Here is a 22,121-nt window from a genome sequence, read left to right as displayed (position 1 = left end):
CCGTCGGCAGACCCTGTACGGGACGGCTCGGACTGGCGGGTCTCCGCATGTCCGTGGAGCGTCCGCTGCTCCGGCGTCGGCGGCGGGTCGATCAGCAGCTGCTCGGTCGGTGCGGTCGAGAGCACGGCGAGTGCTGCCGCGTGCATCGACACACCCGCTGCCGCAGCGCGGTATCTCAGCGCCTCGACACTCGCGTCACGAGCGAGCCCGGACGCCAGGGAGAGCATGAACTCGGCAAGGCAGATCTCTCGCCGTCTCTGGAGCTCGTGCGGGTCCGCGCAGATCATGGTTCTCCCGAGGAGGCGTCAGCAGCGCCGCTCAGGCCCCGCACGCGTGCGACCGTCGGCGGGACGATCGGGTCTTCAGTCGTGGGACACCGGCGATCAGGTGATCGCTTCAGGCCGAGGATTCGCCGAGCTCGTCGCAGGTACGGGCCACGCTGTCCCACATGCGTCGTGCCACGGGGTCGTCGACCATCCACTTGTCCGCGTGAGCTGCGGCGGTCGCGTCGCCGTTGGCGGCCAGGACATGGAGCTCGACGAGACGGTCGCGATCCACCCGCCGGTCGGCCTGTGCGTTGTCGGTGTCGGTCATTCCCGCTCCCTCGCTCATGATCAGAGAATCGATGTCGTGGTCGGCGCGAGCGTGCCGGGGAGCGCCGGTCGCGTCCGCCGAGTCCCCCCACGGTCCGGCGGACGCAACCGGGCCGTGAGCCGACGCCGAGGTGGTCATCGGCGCCGGCTCGGGCATCCACGCGGACACGGCGCTGCGGCCGTGTCCCGGTGGGGCGGTGGTGGTCGGGGCGGTGGTGGTCGGGGCGGTGTCGTGCAGGCACGCGGCCTGATAGACGGCGAACAGCTCGTCGAGGGGCGCCTCGTCGAGGGCGACGAGCACCGCGGGACGGTGCAGTCCGACGAGGAACAGCTCGCAGCTGTGCGCTCGAGCCGTCGTGGCCAGCCTGGCGAGGGTGTTGACAAAGCTGGGGTAGGCGTCGTCGAGGGCCGACAGGTCCACCGTCAGCTCAGCGACGCCGCAGGTCAGAAGGCCCTCGGCCGACCTGCGCAGCGAGGCTGCGGCCAGGTCGTCCCCGAGGCCACCGACGCTCAGGTGCGCGCTCGCGTGTGCTCTCCGGGTGACGTCGTCCGTCGTGGCCATGGCTCAACGCCGACCCTGCAACCGCGGTAGCCGGCCGCCACGCGGCCATGGAGCAACGAGCATGAGGGGGACCGGCAACTCTCTGGGGCGCCCAACGCTCCCCGGGGGCCGAACTACCGAAGTCCGCCAGCCCTGATGGTCGATGGCGATGCCCGCAGCTGCCATCGACGGTGTCATGTGCTCCTCTCCGTGCACAAGGGCGTTCCGACAGAAGGAGCCGTTCTTGGGCCGGGCGGGTCAGCGTGGGGGAGCGAGGGCGAGGACTTCGTCGAAGCCGGCCCGGAGGTCCTCGACGAACGCGTCCGGGTCGGTGACGGCCGCCGGGTCGAGGGTCACCGCGACACAGCACGTGTCGCCGTGGGAGGTCAGCGTGATCATCGCCGCGCCGCCCGGCAGCGGCGCGAACGCGTAGCTGCGCACGATCTGCGCGCCCGCCAGGTAAGCCGGCCCCGCCATGCCCGGGACGTTGCTGGCCTGCAGGTCGTTGGCGCTCGTCGCCCCGCCCTGGATCAGCGCGAGCAGCGGCGGCGGCAGCACGGCCAGCAGCGGGGCGATGAGGCCGAGGCCGTCGACCACCCGCTCGCCGGTGGTCCGCCGGACGACCTCCCGGACGTGCAGGATGCGCGCGACGGGATCGGCGTCGCCCAGGGGCGCCGCGAAGCGCGTACCGGCCCAGTGGTTCCCGCCGACGGGGTCGTCGGCGTCCCGCGTGTTCACCGGCATGCCCATCGCGAGGTGCTCGGGGATCGCGCCGAAGCGCTCGTGGTAGCGACGCATCCCGCCGAGCAGAGTGGCCAGGTACGCGTCGTTGAGCGACCCGCCCGCCGCGCGCCCGGCGGCCTTGAGCGCGCCGAGGTCCACATCGAGCGCTTCGAAGCGGCGGTCCAGGCTCCGGCGGCGCAGCAGCGGCGACCGGGGCACCACCGGTCCGACGGCCGCCCGCAGCGCCGACCCGAGGAACGCCGAGCCGTCGGAGACCGTCGCCAGGGGGCGCGTGACGAGCCGCCCGAGCAGGCCGGCGCCGACGGAGGCCACACCCAGCGCCCGGGTCGGCACGCCCGCGACGGCCCGCGCCGCCTGGCTCACCGTGAGCCCCAACCGTGAGGGGCCGTGCCGGCCGGGCTCGGGGTGGTCGGGGAGATCGGTGTGCTCGCGCACCCCGCTGTGCAGCATGCGCAGGATCTGCACCAGCCCCAAGCCGTCGGCGACGCTGTGGTGCACCTTGAGCACGTAGGCCGCCCGCCCGCCCTCGAGCCCGGTGACGATCCTCGCCTCCCACGGAGGGCGCTCGCGGTCGAACGGGGTCAGGGCCATCGACGCCGCGAGGTCGAGGACCTCACGCTGCCCACCGGGGCCTGCCACCTGCTCGCGGCCGAGGTGGTGCGGGAGCGCGAAGTCCGGGTCGGGCACCCAGGTCGGCGTGCCCCAGTCGCCCCACGGTTCCAGCACGCGCTCGCGCAGGCGCGGGACGAAGCGTGTCGCCCACTCGTGGGATGCAACGACCCGGTCCCAGTCCGGCGCTGTGTCCAGGACGTCGAGGATCACGACCGGCGACCGCAGGCGGGGGTCGACCTCGGCACGCCACATCATGGTCTCGAGCGGATTCATCTCGCTCGGAGTGCTGACCCGACCACCGGTCCCGCTCGTCATGCCGTCCTCTCCGGCCCGCCTGCCGTGGACCGACCACCTTAGGCCCGCGGCGACGGCCTTCGCGGGTCATCGGGCAGCGGCGACGATCTCGTCGACGGCCCGTTCGGCCGCGCGGACGGCGCCTTCCAGGTAGCCCTCGAACTGCGGGGCGGCCTCGGTGCCTGCCCAGTGCACGCGGTCGACCGGCCTGGTCGCGGCATCGGTGTAGCCGGTCAGCACACCGGGCGCGCGGGTGCTCACGCAGCCGGCGATCCAGGGCTCGTCGACCCAGCTCTGCTCGAGCACCTGCAGCGGGTGCGCGGCCTCGGGGCCGAACAGCGTCACGAGGTCGGCGACGAGCGCCTTCTCCCGCGCCGCCGGCTCGTCCAGCAGATCGTCGCTCCACGTCAGGCCCGGCCCGGCACCTGCGGTGCCGATGAAGGTCACCAGGATCCCGACGCTGCCGTCGGGCGGAGAGTTGTCCATGACGTAGTGGGCGACCGGCAGGTCGGTCATCGCGGACCCGTCGAGGCCCTGCTCGCGCCAGAACGGCCGTCGGTAGACCGCGAAGAGCTTGCTCTCGGTGCCGTTGTGCCACACGCGCTGCAGGGCGGCGCGGCGCACAGGGAGCGCGGGGGCGAAGGTGATGCGGTCGACGTCGGCCGGCGTCATGGCGACGACCACTCGTCGGCACCGGACGTCGATCCGGGTCGAGCGCACGAGCACGCCGTCGCTGCCCTGCTCGATCGCGGTGACCGGTGAGCCGAGGACGAGCCGCTCGCCGAGTCGTTCGGCCAGCACGGTCGACGGCCTCGTCGCCCCGCCCACGATGCGGCTCTCCTGGGCACCGCCCTCGGTGCTGAACATGTATTCGATGCCGCCCGAGGTCGCGATCTGGTGCAGCACCTTGAGCAGGGAGATACGGTGGGGGTCCTCGCAGTACATCAGCGTGAAGCCCAGGGTGAACAGGTGCTTCGACTCGTCGGTGTGGCAGTGCTCGTCGAGCCAGTAGCCGAGGGTGATGCTGTCCCACTCCACGGCGTGGGTGGCAGTCCAGGGGGCGGCGGCCGGCACCTGACCGGCCATCCGCTCGAGCCGGTGCTGGGCCTGCGCGAAGTCGAGCTTCGCGAGCAGAGTCATCGGTGGGATCGCGCCGCTGAACGTCCGCCGTGTGCCGCGTCGCAGGTAGATCGAGTCCCCGGCGGTGTGGGTGCCGAACGTCGACAATCCGAGCTCACCGAGTAGTCCGAGCACCCGCTCGTGCCGGGCGCCGATCCACTGGCCGCCGCCCTCGGTGACGAGACCGTCACCCACGTCGAGGTCGCACGTGCGGCCGCCGACCCGGTTGTCCGCCTCCAGCACGCGCACCGATAACCCGCGCTGGTACAGGCGGGATGCTGCGGTGAGTCCGGAGAGCCCAGCGCCCACGACGACGACGTCGGCCTCGGCCGTCTCGACCGGGACGTCGGCCAACACGCCTCCCCCAACTCGATGTCGAATTCGGATCGACTTTATGGCGTGGGTGCTCGAAGCGTCAACGGAGCGAGGACGTCAGGTCGGAGCAGGGTCCGGGGCGTAGGTCCGCAGGTAGGCCACCAGGAGCCGGCGAGCTTCGTCGATCACGCCGTCGTCGCCGGTCGTCGGGGTCCGGCGGAAGGCGACGTCGAACAGCCTGCTGCCGACCTCGAAGGCCAGGTGCACCACCAGCAGAGGCGTCCCTTCACGCAGGAGGCCGCGGTCGAGCGCGAGCCGCCACAGCTGCTCGGCGGTGGCCTCGTCGAACGCCCGGACCATGTCGTCGAGCGCGTCGCTGCGCCGCGCGAACCACAGCTCGACGGTGCTGGGGTGGGCTCGGAAGTACGTGAGCATCGGATCGATGACCGCGTCCACCGCGTCCTCGAGCGAGCCGGGAGCGCCGCGCTCCAGCGCGGTCTCGACGGCGTCACCGAGCTGGCCGATGTGTCGGCGGAGGAGCTCGGTGTCGACCTGGTGGCGGTCGGCGAAGTAGTGGTAGACCGACGCCGTCGGGATGCCGGCTCGCTCTCCCACCGCCTTGAGCGTGGCGGCCTCGTAGCCCTCGACCTCGAGTAGCTGCTCAGCGGCATCGAGGATCGCCGTGACGCGCTCGACGCCACGCCGCTGAAGCACAGCCTGCGGGCGCGCTGGGGCCTGGGCTGCGTCTCGCGGAGACCCTGCCCTCCTCATCGGAACCTCGTCCGGCCCGGCAACTCGAACACGATTCGACATCGTACCGCCCTTGACAGCCAGAGCGACCTGATCTGAAACTCGATTCGAGTTCGATAAGTAGAGCGCCGGTTCGTAGCTGGCCGGTACGGGAGGAGTGATCGAGTCATGCCGGGATCGGGTGGACGCGTGATCGTCGTCGGCGCGGGCGGTGAGATGTGCCGTGTCGCGGTCGAGCGCCTGGCCCGGTCCTCCGAGGTCGGGCTGCTCGAGCTCGCCGACCTGCGCCCGGAGTCGCTCGAGCCCCTCGTCGCGCGGCTGCCACGTGGCAGCGCAACCACGCGCAAGCTGGACTTGTTCGACCAGGCCGAGCTGCGCGAACTCGTCGACGGCGCCGACCTCGTGCTGTTGGGCGCCGGCCCGTACATCAAGACCTCGAGCCCGGTCATCCAGGCATGCCTGGAGGCGAAGGTCCCCTACCTCGACTTCGACGACGACGTCGAGAGCACCGAGCACGCGCTGGGACTCGACACGGAGGCGAAGGCCGCCGGTATCCCGGTCTACGTCGGCTGCGGCGCCTCGCCGGGCATGTCCAACGTCATGGCCGTCGACGCCGCGGGTGACCTCGACAGCGTCGATGACATCGACCTGTGCTGGCTGGTGGGCGACGAGCGACCGAACGTCGGGCGTGCCGTCCTGGAGCACCTCCTGCACATCTCCGCCGGCGAGTGCGTCACCTGGGAGGACGGGCGGCGCGTCGTCCACGAGACCTTCGTCGAGACCGGACGGTTCCCGATCCTGGCGGGCGAGCCCGACGTCCTGCTCTACGAGACCGCCCACCCCGAGCCCGTCACCCTGCCCCGGCGCTACCCCGATGCGGGCCGCATCCGCTGCGTCGGCGGGCTCGACCCCGCGCCGCTCAACGGCCTCGCCCGGGGTATCGGTCTGGCGGTCCAGGAGGGGCGGATGACGGCCGAGGAGGCCGTCGACTTCGTGCACGGCGTCATCCAAGGCCGCCTCGGATCGCCACAGGGCTGGCGCCACACACTGCGCGGCATGATCGGTCAGGTCCGTCGCGGCGAGAGCGGCGTGGCGGCGATGACGACGTTCCTCGCGACCTCCGCGGTCAAGCATGTCTATCCCTACAAGGGCGGCCTCCTCGCCCGGGTGTACGGCCTCAAGGACGGCAAGCCGGCGGTGAGCACTCGACGCACGGTCCTGGACCCCGACGGCGCCTTCGACGACATGGGCGGCGTGACGGGCGCAGCCTGTGCGGCCTTCGCCCTTCTCGCCCTCGACACCGGCCGCACGCGCACCGGCGCGTTCGCGCCCGAGGACTGGGCCGACCCCGCCGCCTTCTACCAGGCGCTGGAACGCGTCGGCGTCCCTCGCCGCGAGATCGTCGAGACGGTGCACTGACCGCGACCGGAGTCGTTGCGTCACACCTGGAGCGCCGAGGAGTTCCCACGCGGCTGCTACGGGCTCGCGCTCCACCTCCGGCACCTGGACCGGCTACGGCCCATCCCGCGCGAACCCATCGGTCGCCCCGGCCCACGACGGACGGCCACCGGAATCGGCTGACCCGCAGCTCTCGGCCGCCCGAGCACGACGACCTGCGGCAGCCGGCGTGCGGACGCTGCCGACGGGTGTGGCTGGAGTCGACGCTGAGCACCGCCGTGATCTCGTGCCACGTCCGGACCCGGACGGTCGCACGAGCGGCCGTTCCTGCAGGTCATGAGCGGTGGAGACGAAGGGAATCGAACCCTCAACCCCCGCCTTGCAAAGATGGCCGACCGCGTTGACCAGGGCCTCTACCAGCAACGATGTTCGCGTGTGTCGTCACGTCGTGCTCCTCGACCTCCTCGTTCGACTTGGTTTCGCGTCACGAGCCGTGTCACGGAACGGTCTGCTGACTCATCTCGAATACGAGCAGGTGCTGACGGCCCAGCGCCGCCGGTCGCTGACGAAGTACGTCACCTGGGGAGCGGAGCCCACCGAACCGTCCCACCCTCGCCTTAATGACGAGCGGTCCTGAGCTGAGGCGGCTTAGCTCGAAGGAGGTCGTAGATCTTGCGGGTGCCCGCCGGCGACCTGTGGCTCCAGGTGCCGACAGCCTCCCGATCGAGGTCGGAGCTACTCGACACTTCTCAGACCCACTCGGCCCCTCCCGGCCTCCGACGGCTTGACCAAGGCCTGGGAGCCAGACCAGCCGACCCTGGCACAGTTACCCAAAGTAATCAGATCTTGGTTGCGCGTGGCTCCACCGTGGCAGGCGATGGCGCGGTACGTTCGCCTCAAGTGCTGAACCGTGCCCCAAGGCCGGTGTAGGCGCTTCCCGCCCCCCGAGCCTTGCTCGGGGGGCTTCTATTTGCGGACGACGACTCCAGGCGTGCCTCCACTAAACATGTTGACCTTCGCGTGAATGCCGGGGCCTAGTTCTTGCCACATCGATTGCGGCACGACCTGCGCCACGCCTTTGCTCGGTGCCATATACGTCCGCCAGCCGGCGTACGCGATCATATCTGCGATCTGGATATAGTAGGAATGTTGAGAATTCCGTGGCACTGGGTCCTCAACGATCCACTTCAGTGGCTGTATGAAGTAACCGCCGCCATAGGCCTTTCCGGCGGTAAGAAACCTCCTCGCCTTCCTGACTTCTCGACGGACCGCAAAGTCTTCACCCTCATCGTGGACGATAAGGATGGGCTGTCGTTCCTTGGTACTTGTGCGCTCGAGGCGATTCATAAGCGCCTGCCATGCGGTAAAGAAGAACCCGTCGCTCTGCATGCGAGCGCTTCTCTTGTCTACAACGACTGCGAACGCTCGCGCTCGCAGCTGCGCAACGTGACGAAGATGCGCGCGGTATATGATGCTTCGATGATTGGGAGCAAGGTTCAGTGCTCGTATCGGCCCGCCGCCTCGGATCAGGTAATTCGCCTTGACCTCGGTCCGGAAGGGAAGGCCGTGGCTCTGCTTCAGCCTTCGACGTAGCTCAAGAGTCGACTCGAACGACGCTCCCCAACTGTCTAGTTCCATCAGGAGACAGCCAAGTCCGTAACAAGATGACGAGCCGGACTTGGCGACATCGCCGGTATCCCCAGTCTCGTCGACGTAGGCAATCAGAACCACCCGTACATCATGCACGTCTGCCCCTCGACCTGTACGGACCGAGCTCGCGCCTGCGCCAACAGTCGAGAGCTAGACCTACCCCTCACTGGCCTTGATACTTGACGTATGGGGGGTCGTGGCTTAGTGCATTGATTGGCGCCGCAGGCGCACTTGCCGGCGTGTCGATGAAGCTGGGGTACGACAGTGTGGTAGCGCGGCGACAGCGCCAACGTGACGACAGCAAGATGCTGTCCTCAAGCGGCAGCGTGCTTCTGAGGCACTACTTGATACGAGCCAGCAAGTCAAGGTGCTTGAATTTCGACCTACGTTGGTGAGGATGTCATCCGAGCACGATGTGCTGAAGCAATGGTACGACCGCGAGAGGGCCGCTGAACGCCGAGCCAAATCTGCCTTCGTCGGGCCAGGATTCGGCTCATAGGCGCCGACGGCCAGGCTCCGGGCCCGCCGGAACGGAGTCGGGGCCAGGGCCCGTAGGGCCGTGGCCGCCGCGGCGCCGGAGACGCCGCCTTGACCAAGGAGCGGTTATTCCGGCAGACGGTGTGCGGTCTCGACCCGCGTCTGGCACGACGTAACGCCCTGGACCTGGCGAGCGCTGTAGGCCCCATGACACGAGGGACCGTCATGGATGACGCTGAGCACGCGCATGTCCGGGTCGTGCCGCCGAGGCCGCGCTGTTGGGTCGGCGAGGACAGGCGGGGCGGTGCGACGCAAACCGGCGGTTGGGGGCGGCTCCCGCTGTGAGCAGAACGGTGTCGAACACTCTCCTCGGTGGGGCGGTTATCTTCGTGCTCCTGCTCGTCGCCTGCAACGCGGGAAGCAACCTCGCCGCGTCGTCGGCGAGGTCGTCCTCGGGCGCATCGTCGTCGGGGTCGACAACCGCGGCTGGGTCAGGCGTCGGTTCGAGGTCGACGGTAGTAGCGGGGAATAGCGTCCTCGTGGTCGACGGGGACACCTTCGTGCTGCGCAGCGGTGAGCGGGTTCGGGTCCTGGGCATCGATTCGTGCGAGATGTCCTCCGACCACGGACCGGATGCGAAGTCCGCGGCCTTCTCGTTCCTCTCAGGCTCGCAACTCACGCTCTCCACGGAGCCGGGAGTGGATCGCGACCAGTACGGGCGGCTCCTGCGCTACGTGTCCACCAACGAGGGGGACATGGGGGAGCACATGGTCACCGGCACACATACCGCCGTCTACGCCGGCCAAAGCGACGCTTCACCCGATCGCCTGCGGCGGCTTCAGGCCGAGGACGGCAACGGTCGAACATGTGACGAGCCCGAGTACTCGCCTGCGCCCGAGCCGGACGGCGACCCGGGACCGCGGGACGAGCCTGACAGCTCCCGCGATGACGACTCGGGCAGCTCATCGTCCGAGCGTCGGCGCTCAGGCAACAGCGGCCACCCCTGTTTGCCCGGCGAGCGCGACGGTGATGGCGACGGCTACTGCGGCGAAGGGTGACAGCGCGTCGCGGCCACCGGCCTCAGCGGCGCTCATCGCGAAGCGCGGCGAGGGTGCGGTCGATGCTCGCGAGAACATCGACGGTGCCATGTCTCGGGTCGCTGCCGGAGTCGAGGAGGGCAGCCGACGCGCGTTGAGCCGTCTCGTCGAATCCGCCAAGCAGGTGCAGTGTGGCCTCGGCGCGTCGATCGCCGTCGAGAGCGGCGGCGAACAGTTGGGCGACCGCATCTCGAGGGGTGGCGGTGGTGTCGACCTCGAGGTCGTCAAGCGGCCGGGAGCTGGTGTTGTGGGTTGCCATGTTGGTCTGACGCAGCCTGCGAGCTCGCCGTTCCCACTATCGCGGAGCAGGTGGGAACGGCGAGCCTCCGTCAAAGGTTGGCGCAAGTCTCTCGGCGATCTTCCTTCGCGAGGTGGGCCAGGATTGTCACGCGGGCGCGGTGAGCGCGTGACTTGATCGTGCCGACGGAGACCCCGAGCAGCTCGGCGGCCTCCTCCTGGGTCAATCCGTCGAGGTGGAGAACTTCGAGTACCAGGCGCTGGTCACGGGTCAGGAGGGCCAAGAGCTCGGGGAGCAACGCGAGTGCCTGCTCGCGGTCGTCCACCGCCTGCGAAGGATCGCCCGGGTCGGTCCGATCGGACTGGTCGTGTTCCCGGTACAGCTCCCCGATCGGCGTCGAGTGATCGGCGCGGCGCCGTCGAGCGGCGCTGATGGCCTCGTTCACGGTGATCCGATGTAGCCAGGTCGACACCTTCGCCTGCCCCGAGTACGTGGCCGCGCTCCTGAGCACGCGCAGCCAGACCTCCTGCACGACGGCCTCGGGGTCCGGCTCGAACCACGACATGCGACGAACGAGGGTCAGGAGCACCCCCTGGTAGCGGTGAACCAACTCGGCGAGCGCGCTGCTGTCTCCGGCAACGTAGCCCGCGAGCAGCTCGGCGTCGGTGCGCAGGTCCTGGGTGGGCTGGGTGGTCATGGTGGCCTCCGACCGGGAACGGGTCGGGGCTGGAGGGCCCCGGGGCGGTGGGCGGAGGCGCTTGCTGCCTCCACCGCCCGAAGGGCGCCGAGCGGGCCGTCGAGACATCCCTGGGCCTCGTGCGGTCAAGTCGCCGACTCCGATGGACCCCGAGACCGAGTCGCGTGAAGCGGGCCCGGCGTCCCTGGCGGTGGAGGCGTTCTGTGCCTCCACCCCGGGTGGCGCCGCGTCCGCCCGCAGAGGCTCATCAGCAAGGGTCGAAGAGCAGAAGATCTCTCGGGCCGCGTTCGACGCTTGGGAGCAGCCGGCCCGCAGGGCCGTCGAGAGGGCGCGGCCCGAAGATGTTCTGCGGCCCTTGCTGGTGAGGGGCGGGCGGATCAAGCTGCCGGGCCCAGTGAGGACAGCGCCGCCGAAGGCGGCTCGAACGGGGTCTCGGCCGCGCGGCCTTGAGCTGCCTGGCGACGACCTCCCGGCGGCCGGCCGGGCAACGTCGGGACGAGGGACTCGGCGGGCCCGCCCTCGACGCTGTGAGTCCGAGGCCTCGACCGGCACTACGCGGGTGTCTTGGGGGGTGCTAGCGGCCCCTGCCAGTACCGATTCGCCGCGGGTTCCATGAGTTGAGGAAGGACGCGAGCACGCGCCTTCGCCGTGGAGCGAGTGCCGGCACCTGTGGGGCCGGTGCGGAGCAAGGGAGCGATTCTTCGTGCGTGGAGTTGTGATGCACACCGCCGGCGACGTGCGCGTGGAGGAGCGCGACGACCCGAAGATCATCGAGCCGACCGACGCGATCATCCGGCTCACCGCGACCTGCATCTGCGGGTCAGACCTGTGGCCCTACCGGGGCGTCGAGCCGGCCGACCACCAGGTCATGGGGCACGAGTACGTCGGCGTCGTCGAGGAGATCGGCGCCGAGGTCAAGACCGTGAAGGTCGGCGACTTCGTCGTCGGGTCCTTCGTCATCTCCGACAACACCTGCGAGATCTGCCGCGCCGGCTACCAGTCCAAGTGCGTGCACGGCGAGTTCGTCGCACAAACCATCGGCACCCAGTCCGAGCTGGCCCGCATCCCGCACGCCGACGGCACCCTGGTCGCCACCCCGGGGCAGCCGAGCTCGGAGCTCGTCCCGTCGCTGCTGGCCACCTCCGATGTGCTGGGCACCGGATGGTTCGGCGCGGTCGCGGCCGAGGCCGGCCCCGGCAAGACCGTCGCCGTCGTCGGCGACGGCGCCGTCGGGCTGATGGCCGTCCTCGCCGCCCGCCAGCTCGGCGCGCAGCGGATCATCGCCATGTCGCGTCACCCCGAGCGCCAGGAGCTCGCGCGGTTCTACGGCGCCACCGACATCGTCGCCGAGCGCGGCGACGAGGGCGTCGCACGGATCAAGGACCTGACCCAGGGTCTCGGGGCGCACAGCGTCATCGAGGCCGTCGGCACCCAGGAGTCGACGATGCAGGCCATCAACATCACCCGCCCCGGCGGGCACATGGGCTTCGTCGGGGTCAACTACGACGTGTCGATCCCCGGCATCGACCTGTTCTTCGCCGGCATCCACACCCACGGCGGCCCCGCCCCGGTCCGCCGGTTCCTGCCCGAGCTCATCCAGCTCGTCTGGGACCAGAAGATCGACCCCGGCAAGGTGTTCGACCTGACCCTGCCCCTCGACCAGGCCCCCGAGGGCTACCAGGCCATGGACGAGCGACGCGCGGTCAAGGTGCTGCTGACCCTCTGACGACGCGCACCGGCCCGGGCGGCGCCCCTCCTCACGTCCCGGAGCGCCACCGGGCCGCGTGCACCGACCTACGGTGGACACCATGAGCAGGAAGGACGAGGTGCGGGAGTTCCTCATCTCGCGCCGCGCGCACATCACCCCCGCACAGGCGGGCCTGCCCGAATACGGAGGCGAACGGCGCGTCCCGGGACTGCGCCGCGAAGAGGTCGCCCAGCTCGCCGGTCTCAGCCCGGACTACTACATCCAGCTCGAGCGCGGCCACCTCCGCGGCGCCTCCGACAGCGTCCTCCACGCGATCGCCCGCGCGCTGCAACTCGACGACGTCGAACGCGAGCACCTGTTCGACCTCGCTCGCGCCGCCGCCCCGACCCCGGCGTCTGAGAGCCGCGGCCCGTCCAGCCCCTCGACAGTTCGAGCCTCCGTGCAGCGGGTCCTGGACAACACCGCGGTACCCGCGGTCGTGGTCAACACCCAGCAGGACCTCGTCGCCTCGAACCTGATGGGACGCGCGTTGTTCGCCCCCCACTTCGAAGCTGACCGACCCAACCTGGCCCGCTTCATCTTCCTCGACCCCCGCGCCCGCGACTACTACGGCGACTGGCCCCTGGCCCGCAGCATGAACGCCGGCATGCTGCGCCTCGCCGCCGGACGCGACCCGCTCAACCAAGACCTCACCGCCCTCATCGGCGAGCTCTCCACCCTCAGCGCACAGTTCCGCGCCGACTGGGCCCAAGCCGACGTGCACGAGCACCGCACCGGACAGAAGGTCTACCGCCACCCGCAGGTCGGCGACATCGAGGTCACCTTCGACATGTTCGAACTCCCCGGCGAGCCCGGGCTAGCCATGTGCACCTACAGCGCCGAAGAAGGCTCCCCGTCGGCAGACAAGTTCGCGCTCCTGGCCAGCTGGGCGGCCACCCGCGAGTTCGGGGCCGCTCCTCGCGCCACGTCCATGGATAGCCCACAAGCTCCGGACAGAACGCCTGACGTGGCGCACGAGCACGAGGATCGGTGAGCCGACCGAGCGCGGTCGCCTCAGCAGCGCGTTCGCTTCAGGCCGCCACCGCGGATATCGATGGCCCCAAGCGAGCTGTTCGTCGTAGCGGGCGCCGGCCTTGAGGCAGCCGTGCAGGATCCCGACGAGCCGGTTGCCGAGCTGACGTAGGGCCGCGAAGTGGCCGACGCCGCGGCCGCGGAGCTCGTCGTAGTAGCGCCGCGCGCCGGGCGAGGCAACCAGTGCGCCCTGGGCCTGGCGGGCCACCGCGTCGACGAGCCGGTCGTTGTGCACGAACCGGGCCGCCACGGTCTTCTTCTTGCCCGACTGGCGGGTGATCGGGCTGGTCGCGGCGTAGTTCTTGCGGGCGCGGGCGTCCGAGTAGCGCTTGGGGTCGTCGCCGAACTCGGCCAGCGCCCGCATCGCCAGCACTGGTCCGAGCCCGGGTTGGCTGCGGTAGATCTCCGCCTCGGGGTGGGTGTCGAACGCTTCGCGCAAGCTGCGCTCAAGCGCGGCAATCTGGGTGTTCACCGCGGCGATGACCCCGACCAGCGCGCGGGTGACCGCGGCAAACGCGGCCGCCACCGCAGCCGGCTGGGTGAGGCCCGGCGCCCTCAGCGCCGTCTGCAGGGCGACGGCCTTGTCCTTGACGCCGTGGCGGTGCGCGTGACGCAATGCCGCCTCGATCTGGGGGTGGGTCAGCCGCGCGGCGCTGTCCGGGTCCGGGGCCTTGCCCAGCAGCTCGAGTGCGTCGGTGGCGGCGAGGTCCTCGAAGGCCTCCAGCGCGGCCGGGAAGTACTCGCGCAGCCCGGCACGTAGCCGTAGCGCGTGACGGGCGCGTTCCCAGATCAGGGTCTGGTGCGCCCGAGCCATGACCTTCACCCCGGCCGCGAGCGGGCTGTCCCCGGAGATCGCGCGCAGCTGGTGGCCGTCGGTGCGCAGCATGTCCGCCAGCGCATGCGCATCACCGACGTCGCTCTTCCCGCCGGCGTTGCCGTGCCGCTCCCGGTATCGGGCCACCTGCCGCGGGTTGATCGGGAACACCCGATACCCGGCGGCGACCAGGGCCTGCACCCACGCACCCCGATCGGTCTCGATCCCGACCCACACCCGACCCGGATCGCCGAGCTCACCGCTCTCGGCGTCGTCGTGCTCGGGCAGCGCGGTGACGATGAGCTCGTGCAATCGCGCGACCCCGGCCAGCCCCTCGGGCAGCCGGGCCCGCGCCAATCGCCGCCCGGTGGAGTCCTGCACCTCCACGTCATGGTGGTCCTCAGCCCAGTCGTCACCGACAAACAACACCCTGCCCGCTCCCCTCGCTCGGTCATCCGGTCCAGTAGCGGCGGAAGGACTGCCGGCGGCCTCATGGTCGAGTGCTCCCGCCACCGCACTTTGGTGTCGGGCACGCCATCCCTTCAGCGGTCCACGTCCTCCCGACCACCGCCCGGGTCACGTTCTCGACGCAGGAGTCGGGGCTCCAGGCTCGCGGAGTGATCACCGAGCGGCGGCTACCGCCGCCGAGCCTGTCGAACTCGGGTCGGCCTGCCCCATGAGGCTCGCGGTCAAGGGCCAGCCGGAGGCTGGTCGCGCAGCGACGCGTAGCGCCCTTGACCGGGAGGAACGGCCCGATCAAGCTCCCGGGGCCCTCCAGCGCCGTCGCCGCGCAGCGGCGTCCACCTCGGCGCCGAAGTCGCCCGGCCGCCCGGCCTTGAGGAGCTCCCGGAGAGGCCAGTGGGCGCGTCGCCAGAGGCAGGCGCAGGCGGTCCGCACCCGTTCGGCGCGCAACGTCGGCGCGAGCGGCGGTTTCGCTTGTCTGAGCCCGCCCCCGAAGTTTCGGCAACCGTGGGCAGCCGCCGAGATGCCTGCGGCTCAGCCGACCGGGAAGCCCTTCTTGAGGTGGGGGTTCGTGTAGCCCGCGGGGGCAGGTCCCGGGAACTTCGGTGCCGGGTCGTGGTCGCCGGCGAGGGTTCGATCTGCGACGCGCGTGGCTGCCTCCCAGACTCGGGGCGCAGTCGGCTTCTCCCGCCAGCCTGACGCGATCTCCACGAGCAGCTCGGAAACTGCCGCCGCCGACGGCTCGTCGAGGCCTGCATATCCGCCGGGGCCGCGCACGCGGACGACTTCAGCCGCCGCCTCCATGTCGCTGGCCTGTACCTCGCGCTCGGCTCGGCGCTGCAGGTCCCGGCGGCTGATCATGGCTCTCCTCCAGAGGCAGACGTGCAGGGTCTGCCGTGGGGGAAGCACGACACGGACACTCTGGCACGCCTGCGAACGAGCGCATCGGCTCGTCCGCGGAGACGTGCGGCAAACGACAGCGGCGTCTCGGTCGGCGTAATCGGCGCCACGAGTGGCGCAGCCCGACGACCCTCGGTGAAACTCTTGAGGTGGTCGAGAAGGTCGCGGTAATGCTGTCGCGATCGGTCGATGCCCTGCCGACCGGTGGGCTGTGGGCCTACGAGCCGAAGCTCGACGGCTTCCGCTGCCTGCTCTCGATTAGCGAGTTCGGCGACGTGCGCCTGGACTCGCGGCGCGTCAAGCCTCTCGGGCGCTACTTCCCCGAGGTGGTCGCTGCGGCCCGGCTCCTGCCGGCCGGGCTGGTCCTCGATGGCGAGCTCGTGGTCGCACGCGGCGCCGGCGTGGACTTCGCGGCGCTACAGCAACGTCTCCGCTCCTCCAGCTCCGCGCGTGCGGCGAAGCTCGCCACCGAGATGCCGGCGTCGTTGATCGCCTTTGACGTCCTGGACCACGACGGCCGCGACCTCCGTCCGGCGCAGTACGACGAGCGCCGTCAGGTGCTCGAGGACGTCCTGCGCGAGGCGCCGCGCAGGCTGGGCCTGATGCCCGTGACCACCGACCCCGACGCGGCCGGCGCGTGGCTGCGCGACCAGCCGCCCGGCATCGAGGGCGTCGTGGCCAAGCGCCGCGATCAGCGCTACCGCCCGGGCGCCCGCAGTTGGCAGAAGCTGCGCGCTCGCAGCACGGCCGAGGCCGTCATCGGCGGGGTGTTCGGCACTCTCGAGCGCCCCGAGGCGCTGGTCCTCGGCCGGTACCAGCGCGACCGGCTCCGGGTGGTCGGGCGTACGAGCGGACTGCCCCTGCCCGCGCGTGGCGAACTGCGCCGGCTCTTGCGACCACCGCGGCAGGAGCACCCGTGGCCGCCACGGCTTCCGTCGAGCCGCTTCGGACAGACTCCAGGCATCGAGATTGAGTACACCCAGGTTGCCCCAGAGCTGGTGGTCGAGGTCGAGACGGACACCGCTTTCGAGCAGGGCCGCTGGCGCCATGCCACCAAATTCCTGCGTCTGCGAGCGGACCTCGCTCCGGGCGACCTGGCGATCGACGCGGGGTGACACCAGCCCGGACGTCGACGTGAGTTGCTCGCTCCAAGCCATGGCGGACACTCACGCCTGCTCCGACGTGCACCGCCGTCCCTGACCCTCGAGCTTTGCGAGCGCCCACTAGAACCGTCTTGCGTCTGGCCCAGATGTACGTCGAGGCGCTAGTTTGCGGAGAGTAAGCGGAAGCGCCGCAAAGGGGTGACGTCGTGTTGCGACCTCACAACTCGCGGTGGCGCGCAGTAGCGGCCGTGACCTTGTTGACCGTCGCGCTCGCGACCATCACCACCGTGACCTCGACGCTGGCAGCCGACCACGTGTGGGCCCTCGCCATCGCGGTCGTTGCCGCCGCCGTCGTGCGAGCGGTGTGCGCGGGCGGCGTGACCTCCATCCTGTGTCTCGCCGCCGCAATGGTCGTCGGCCAGCCAGCGATGCACGCGCTCGGCGAGCTCACCCATGCACACGATCTCGTGACGGACCACCACAGCACGTTCGCCGGTCTCGTCCTCGTCGCGGTCCACGTTGCATTGTTCGTGGTCTTCACGGCGCTGATTGCGGCCGGGGATATGGCCGGACGTGCCGTCGTCGCCCGCTTCCGCCGTCTCGTCCGCATCGTGCTCCGGACGGCCCGACCACCTTTGTCTGCTGCGGTGAGGCCGGGAGTCGAGCCACCAATTCGGCGCCCCAGGCAACGTCTTCGCCCCCGCCTGCCCGAGAGGCGCGGGCCGCCCTCCGTACTCGTCGCTCTTGCCGCCTGAGAGGTCGCGAGGGCAGGTGATGGCCGTGGTTCCCGCCACGACCCACCGGCGCGCTCTGCTTTCGCGTGCATGACGCCAGCGCAGTCGGAGCTCATTCCGCGACGGCGTCGATTCCGAGCTCACAGATCGGTTCGTGAGCTCTCCACATTCCGCCCGTCGTCGGTCGATGCACGCTGCCCCGCAGCTCGACATACCCGCGTCCGGTCCTCGAGTGCCCTCATGGGGATCGACGCCCATCGGGCACCGACGCCGATCGCCGCAGGCCGCGTTACGTCGTGCGCCTCGTGGCCGTTCCTGTTCTCTCCTGCTTACTGGAGTCACCGTGACCACTGGACCGTCTCGCACTCACGTCGGAGCGCTCGTGTTCCCCGGCCCGTCCAGCCCTCCGCGTCCCGATCGGTCGACCTGACATGCCCGGGTCCGATCACGCAGGCCACGGGGCCAAACGCACCGCCCATCTCGTGCGCACCACGATGGCGGCCCCCCGCCCCGCAGGCCCTCTCAACGCGGCGCGCGGCGACGACTTCGGTGCGCACAAACCGCGCACGTCGCCGGATGAGCGGCTCGTGTGGATGATGGAGCGCCGCTGCGACCAGTTCCGCCGGTTTGGTCGCGCGGGGTGTCGCGCCCTCGAGGCGGCAGAGGGGTCGCTCACCTACGACGACCTCGATATGTCGGCGAACCGCCTGGCGCGCTTTCTGCACGGCCGCAAGGTCGGGCCGGGCGACCGGATCGCGGTCCTCCTCGAGCGCCCGCTCGACGCACTCGTCGCCCAGGTCGCGATCGCCAAGCTCGATGCCGTCTGGGTGCCGGTCGCGCCCGGCCTGTCGAACGAGAGTCTTGCTGCCGTGCTCGACGCGTCGGGCGCCAGTTTCGTGATCGCACACGCCGCTGCGGCGCCACGGCTCGACGCCTCTGACGTCGACGCGGTCTATCTCGACCGGGTCGCTCCGCGCGTTGACGAGGAAGATGTCCGTCGCCTCCCCCACGCCTGGAGGACCTCGCCCCACGAGTCGCCCGCCTACATCCTCGTCCACGCCGACGGCGCGGGCGGCGGGCTACGCGTGCCCGCGATCAGCCACCAGGCGGTGACCAACCTCGTCCAGGTCGTCGGCGACCTCATCGACATCGGCGTGGGCGACCGCGTCTTCCACGACCCGCGCCCGGGCTCCGACCTCGGGGTGCTCGAGACGTGGCTGGCGTGGTCCCGTGGCGCCACCGTCATCACACCGCCGGCGGGTGAGGGCCTCCGGGGGCCCACCCTCGGCCGCTTCCTGCGTGACCGGGGAGTCACCGTGCTCCGCGCGGACCCAGCGCTCCTGGCCGACATTGACGTCGAGCTCCCTCGCCTGCGGCTGGTCCTGCTCAGCGGCGTGGAGCGACCTGCGCAGCTCCTGGACTCCTGGGGACGTCCGGGGCGGCGGCTCATCGGTCTGCACGGGCCGCCGGAGACGACCGTCGCCGCCCTGTGGAGCGAGCCGCGCCCGGACCAAGCACCGACGTTGGGGCGCCCCCTGCCCACCTACGGTGCAGTCGTCCTGGACCTCCGCAACCCGACGTGCGTCCTGCCACCAGGTGAGGTCGGCGAGATCGGCATCAGCGGCGTGGGCGTGGCTCGCGGCTATGTCGGCCGCGCGGACCTGACCCGCCAGGCCTTCCTCGGCGACGCCCCACCGGAACGCATCTTCCGCACCGGCGATCTCGGACGGATCACCCCCGAGGGGGAAGTCGAACGGATCGCCCGACTCGACCGGACCGGGGGCCGAGGCGTCCGCGATCATCCCGCGAGCGCCCGGCCACCGCGGCCTCGGCCGGTGCGTCGGTCCAGTCGCACGGTCGTCTTTCGCGGGCCACCCGGTGAACTCCCTGCTCCCGGCGCCGGACCGCGAACCTCCTCGCCGGGCACTTCGCACACGCCCCGGCGCCCCTCCGCGCCTTCGGGGCCATCACGCATCGAACGCCTGAGCGCGCCACCTCGCGGCGGGGCCCTCTCACCACCAACAGAGGCTGCGCGGTCGGCGCCGTTCCCCGTGGCGGCGGGCGCCCCGTCAGCGGCGCCCCCGGACGCCGGCGTCGTCGAGGCCGCGCTCGCCGACGTCCTGCGCGAGGTCCTGGAGCGCGACACCGTCCCGCCGGGCGCGCATTTCTTCGACGACCTCGGCGCCGACTCGCTGCTGATGGCCCGGTTCTGCGCCAAGGTGCGCAAGCACCCGCAGCTGCCGTCGGTGGCGATGCAGGACGTCTACCAGCACCCGACGCTTACGGCCTTGGCGACGGCGCTGGCTCCCTCGCCGTCCGGGGACGCTGCAAGTGCGGACATCGCGGCGCGGCTCGAGACGATCCTGCGCGAGGTCTTGGAGCGGGACACCATCCCGCCCAGCGCGCACTTCTTCGACGACCTCGGCGCCGACTCGCTGCTCATGGCCCGCTTCTGCGCCAAGGTGCGCAAGGCCCCCGGCCTGCCGGCCGTCGCCATGCCCGACGTGTACGCCCACACCACCCTGGCGAGTCTCGCCGCATTCCTCGCCCCGGCGGGAGGCCCGGCCGAGCCCGGCCCGACCGTCGCACCTCCCACGCCCGCGTCGGCCGGGCCCCGTGCCGGCACCCTGGCCATGGTCCTGTGCGGCGCGGCGCAGCTCCTGTTCTTCCTGGCCTACACCTATCTCGTCGCGATCTACCTGACCTGGGCCTACGGCTGGGCCACGACGGCGACCGGACTCGTCGACCTCTACCTGCGCGCCGTGGGTATCGCGGCCCTCGGGATTGCCGGCCTCGTCGCGCTCCCCGTGCTCCTCAAGTGGGTGCTGGTCGGGCGATGGAGGCCGACCTCGATCCGGGTCTGGAGCCCGGCGTACCTGCGCTTCTGGATCGTCAAGGTCCTGATCCGCGCGAACCCGATGGTGATGTTCACCGGCACCCCGGCCTACAGCCTCTATCTCAGGGCGCTCGGAGCGAGGATCGGCCCGGGGGTCGTGCTGCTGACCCGTCAGGTCCCCGTGGCCACCGACCTCTTCTCGGTCGGGCGGGGCACCCTCGTCCGCAAGGACGCGTCGATTTCCTGCTACCGCGCGCACGACGGGCAGATCGAGATCGGTGGCGTCTCCCTGGGCGAGGACGTCGTCATCGGGGAACAGACGGTGCTCGACGTCCAGACCTCGATGGACGACGGGTCCGTGCTGAGCCACAGCTCGTCGCTCCACCCCGGCCAGTCGGTCCCCCGGGGCGAGACGTGGCACGGCTCGCCGGGGCGCCGCGCGACGATGACCGTTCCGACCGTCCCTCCGGTCCCGTGTGGCCGGTTGCGCCGCTTCCTCTACCCGATGGCCACCGCCATTTTCGTGCTGCTCGTCGCCGTGCCGACAGCGATCGCCGTCCTCGCCCTGGTCCATGCGGCCGCTCCCCAGGTCGAGGCCCTGTTCGAGCCCCCGGTCGGGGCCCTCGCCACCTGGCTGTACTGGGTGGAGGTCCTCGCCGTCAGCAGCGTCCTCTTCGTCGGCGGCCTGCTGGTCGGTCTGGTGACGGTCACCACGCTGCCGCGGCTGCTGTCCCTCGGGCTGCGACCGGACCGCATCTATCCGCTCTACGGCCTGCGCTATTGGCAGCAGCGCAGCATCGCCGGGCTGACCAACGTCAAGGGCTTCGTCGAGCTGTTCGGCGACAGCTCCGCGATCCCCTACTACCTGACGGCCGTCGGCTACCGATTGCGGCCGTTCACCCAGACCGGCTCCAACTTCGGGATGTCGGTCAAGCACGAGAACCCGTTCCTGACCGTGGTCGGGCGCGACACGGTGGTCGCCGACGGGTTGTCGGTCATGAACGCCGAGTACTCCCCCACCTCGTTTCGGGTCTCGGCCACCACCATCGGGGCCCGCAACTTCCTGGGCAACAACATCGCCTATCCACCGCAGGGGCGCACCGGGGACGACTGTCTCCTCGCCACCAAGGTGGCCGTGCCGGTCGACGGCCAGGTCCGAACCGGGGTCGGCCTGCTCGGGTCCCCGAGCTTCGAGATACCCCGCACCGTGGCGCGCGACAGCGCCCTCGAGGCCGACGACCCAGCGGACCTCGCCCGGTCGATGGCACAGAAGAACCGCCACAACACCACGACGGCCGCGCTGCACCTGCTCGTCCGGTGGCTGTACGGCTCCTTGGTGCTCATCGCCGTGGCCGCCATCGCGTCCCTGCCTGTGCGTCTGGGTCCCCTGGAGGTGGTGCTCGCCGAGGTGCTGATCCTCGTCCTCACCGTCATGTGGTTCGTGCTGGTCGAGAGGGCTACGGCAGGCCTCAAGACCCTGGCTCCCGACGGGTGCTCGATCTACGACCGTGCGTTCTGGCGTCACGAGCGCTACTGGAAGGTCCCCTCCCCGACCTGGATGCGGGCCTTCGACGGCACCCCCTTCAAGTCTTGGGTCTGGCGCCTCCTCGGCGTGCGAATCGGCAAGCGGGTGTTCGACGACGGCGCGGCCATCATCGAGCGCGGCTTCACCACCATCGGCGACGAGTGCACCCTCGGTGAGAACTCGGTGATCCAGAGCCACTCGCAGGAAGACGGCGCCTTCAAGTCCGACGTCGTGGTGCTCGGGGCCCGGGTGACCCTCGGGGTCAACTCCTTCGTGCACTACGGCACCACGATCGGCGACGGTGTCGTCCTGGCTCCTGACACCTTCCTGATGAAGGGCGAGGACGTCCCCGACGGCGAGCGGTGGGGCGGCAACCCCGCGCGCTCAATGACCTGATGTCGGCGAGGTGAACCGCCAGCGGCCGCGACGCAAGCGTGCGTGGA

At 70.6% G+C, this 22,121-nt stretch carries 15 protein-coding genes and 2 pseudogenes; 8 read left to right on the top strand and 9 right to left on the bottom strand.

Features of this window, described 5'->3' with window-relative positions; translation table 11 throughout:
* Nucleotides 1-396 precede the first annotated feature (396 nt).
* The 4 genes from PGB27_RS12590 to PGB27_RS12575 form a co-directional block, all read right to left on the bottom strand.
* Nucleotides 397-1,155 carry an STAS domain-containing protein gene (locus tag PGB27_RS12590; protein WP_274200707.1) on the bottom strand — a complete coding sequence of 253 codons (759 nt, stop codon included), beginning with the start codon at nt 1,153-1,155 and terminating at the stop codon, nt 397-399.
* 237 nt (nt 1,156-1,392) lie between these two features.
* A complete protein-coding gene (locus PGB27_RS12585; RefSeq protein WP_274200706.1) occupies nt 1,393-2,763 on the bottom strand; it encodes a wax ester/triacylglycerol synthase domain-containing protein in 1,371 nt (456 codons plus the stop codon).
* 108 nt (nt 2,764-2,871) lie between these two features.
* Nucleotides 2,872-4,257 (bottom strand): flavin monoamine oxidase family protein, encoded by a 1,386-nt coding sequence (locus tag PGB27_RS12580; RefSeq protein ID WP_274200705.1) that lies wholly within the window; start codon nt 4,255-4,257, stop codon nt 2,872-2,874.
* Between the two features lie 78 nt (nt 4,258-4,335).
* Nucleotides 4,336-4,989: a TetR/AcrR family transcriptional regulator gene (locus PGB27_RS12575; protein WP_274200704.1), complete on the bottom strand. Its 654-nt coding sequence runs from the start codon at nt 4,987-4,989 to the stop codon at nt 4,336-4,338.
* A gap of 147 nt (nt 4,990-5,136) precedes the next feature.
* Between PGB27_RS12575 and PGB27_RS12570 the strand changes: the two genes are divergently transcribed.
* Nucleotides 5,137-6,387 carry a saccharopine dehydrogenase family protein gene (locus PGB27_RS12570; RefSeq protein ID WP_274200703.1) on the top strand — a complete coding sequence of 417 codons (1,251 nt, stop codon included), beginning with the start codon at nt 5,137-5,139 and terminating at the stop codon, nt 6,385-6,387.
* Nucleotides 6,388-7,332: 945 nt separating this feature from the next.
* Here PGB27_RS12570 and PGB27_RS12565 read toward each other — a convergent pair.
* Nucleotides 7,333-8,097 (bottom strand): DUF3800 domain-containing protein, encoded by a 765-nt coding sequence (locus PGB27_RS12565; RefSeq protein ID WP_274200702.1) that lies wholly within the window; start codon nt 8,095-8,097, stop codon nt 7,333-7,335.
* A gap of 935 nt (nt 8,098-9,032) precedes the next feature.
* On the opposite strand from PGB27_RS12565, the gene PGB27_RS12560 reads away from it, so the two are divergent.
* Nucleotides 9,033-9,551 (top strand): thermonuclease family protein, encoded by a 519-nt coding sequence (locus PGB27_RS12560; RefSeq protein WP_274200701.1) that lies wholly within the window; start codon nt 9,033-9,035, stop codon nt 9,549-9,551.
* A 22-nt stretch (nt 9,552-9,573) separates the two neighbouring features.
* On the opposite strand, the gene PGB27_RS12555 is transcribed toward PGB27_RS12560, so the two are convergent.
* Together PGB27_RS12555 and PGB27_RS12550 are read right to left on the bottom strand one after the other, a co-directional pair.
* Nucleotides 9,574-9,849, bottom strand: coding sequence for a hypothetical protein (locus PGB27_RS12555; protein WP_274200700.1), 276 nt, complete (start codon nt 9,847-9,849; stop codon nt 9,574-9,576).
* Between the two features lie 70 nt (nt 9,850-9,919).
* The gene (locus tag PGB27_RS12550) at nt 9,920-10,525 is read right to left on the bottom strand and encodes an RNA polymerase sigma factor (protein ID WP_274200699.1); all 606 of its coding nucleotides are present in this window, start codon (nt 10,523-10,525) and stop codon (nt 9,920-9,922) included.
* A gap of 718 nt (nt 10,526-11,243) precedes the next feature.
* On the opposite strand from PGB27_RS12550, the gene PGB27_RS12545 reads away from it, so the two are divergent.
* Entirely contained in the window at nt 11,244-12,251 is a 1,008-nt protein-coding gene (locus PGB27_RS12545; RefSeq protein ID WP_274200698.1) for a zinc-dependent alcohol dehydrogenase family protein, read from the top strand.
* Between the two features lie 82 nt (nt 12,252-12,333).
* Complete coding sequence (locus tag PGB27_RS12540) at nt 12,334-13,266, top strand: helix-turn-helix domain-containing protein (RefSeq protein WP_274200697.1); 933 nt, start codon at nt 12,334-12,336, stop codon at nt 13,264-13,266.
* 57 nt (nt 13,267-13,323) lie between these two features.
* On the opposite strand, the pseudogene PGB27_RS12535 reads toward PGB27_RS12540, so the two are convergent.
* Nucleotides 13,324-14,547 (bottom strand): annotated as a pseudogene (locus PGB27_RS12535) (IS110 family RNA-guided transposase); the annotation flags it as partial.
* Nucleotides 14,548-15,114: 567 nt separating this feature from the next.
* A complete protein-coding gene (locus PGB27_RS12530) occupies nt 15,115-15,441 on the bottom strand; it encodes a hypothetical protein (RefSeq protein WP_274200696.1) in 327 nt (108 codons plus the stop codon).
* Nucleotides 15,442-15,629: 188 nt separating this feature from the next.
* On the opposite strand from PGB27_RS12530, the gene PGB27_RS12525 reads away from it, so the two are divergent.
* The 4 genes and pseudogenes from PGB27_RS12525 to PGB27_RS12505 all read left to right on the top strand — a co-directional run bounded on the left by PGB27_RS12525 (nt 15,630) and on the right by PGB27_RS12505 (nt 22,074).
* On the top strand, nt 15,630-16,595 hold the full coding sequence (locus tag PGB27_RS12525) for an ATP-dependent DNA ligase (protein WP_274200695.1): 966 nt from the start codon (nt 15,630-15,632) through the stop codon (nt 16,593-16,595).
* Nucleotides 16,596-16,831: 236 nt separating this feature from the next.
* On the top strand, nt 16,832-17,338 hold the full coding sequence (locus PGB27_RS12520) for a hypothetical protein (protein WP_274200694.1): 507 nt from the start codon (nt 16,832-16,834) through the stop codon (nt 17,336-17,338).
* Nucleotides 17,339-17,748: 410 nt separating this feature from the next.
* A pseudogene (locus PGB27_RS29430) lies at nt 17,749-18,903 on the top strand (AMP-binding protein); the annotation flags it as partial.
* 465 nt (nt 18,904-19,368) lie between these two features.
* A complete protein-coding gene (locus PGB27_RS12505; RefSeq protein ID WP_274200691.1) occupies nt 19,369-22,074 on the top strand; it encodes a Pls/PosA family non-ribosomal peptide synthetase in 2,706 nt (901 codons plus the stop codon).
* Nucleotides 22,075-22,121: the final 47 nt, after the last annotated feature.

Origin of the sequence: Actinomycetospora lemnae (genome assembly GCF_028737315.1) — a bacterium.
Classification (GTDB): Bacteria; Actinomycetota; Actinomycetes; order Mycobacteriales; family Pseudonocardiaceae; genus Actinomycetospora; species Actinomycetospora lemnae.
This window is presented reverse-complemented; position numbering and strand designations above follow the sequence as displayed.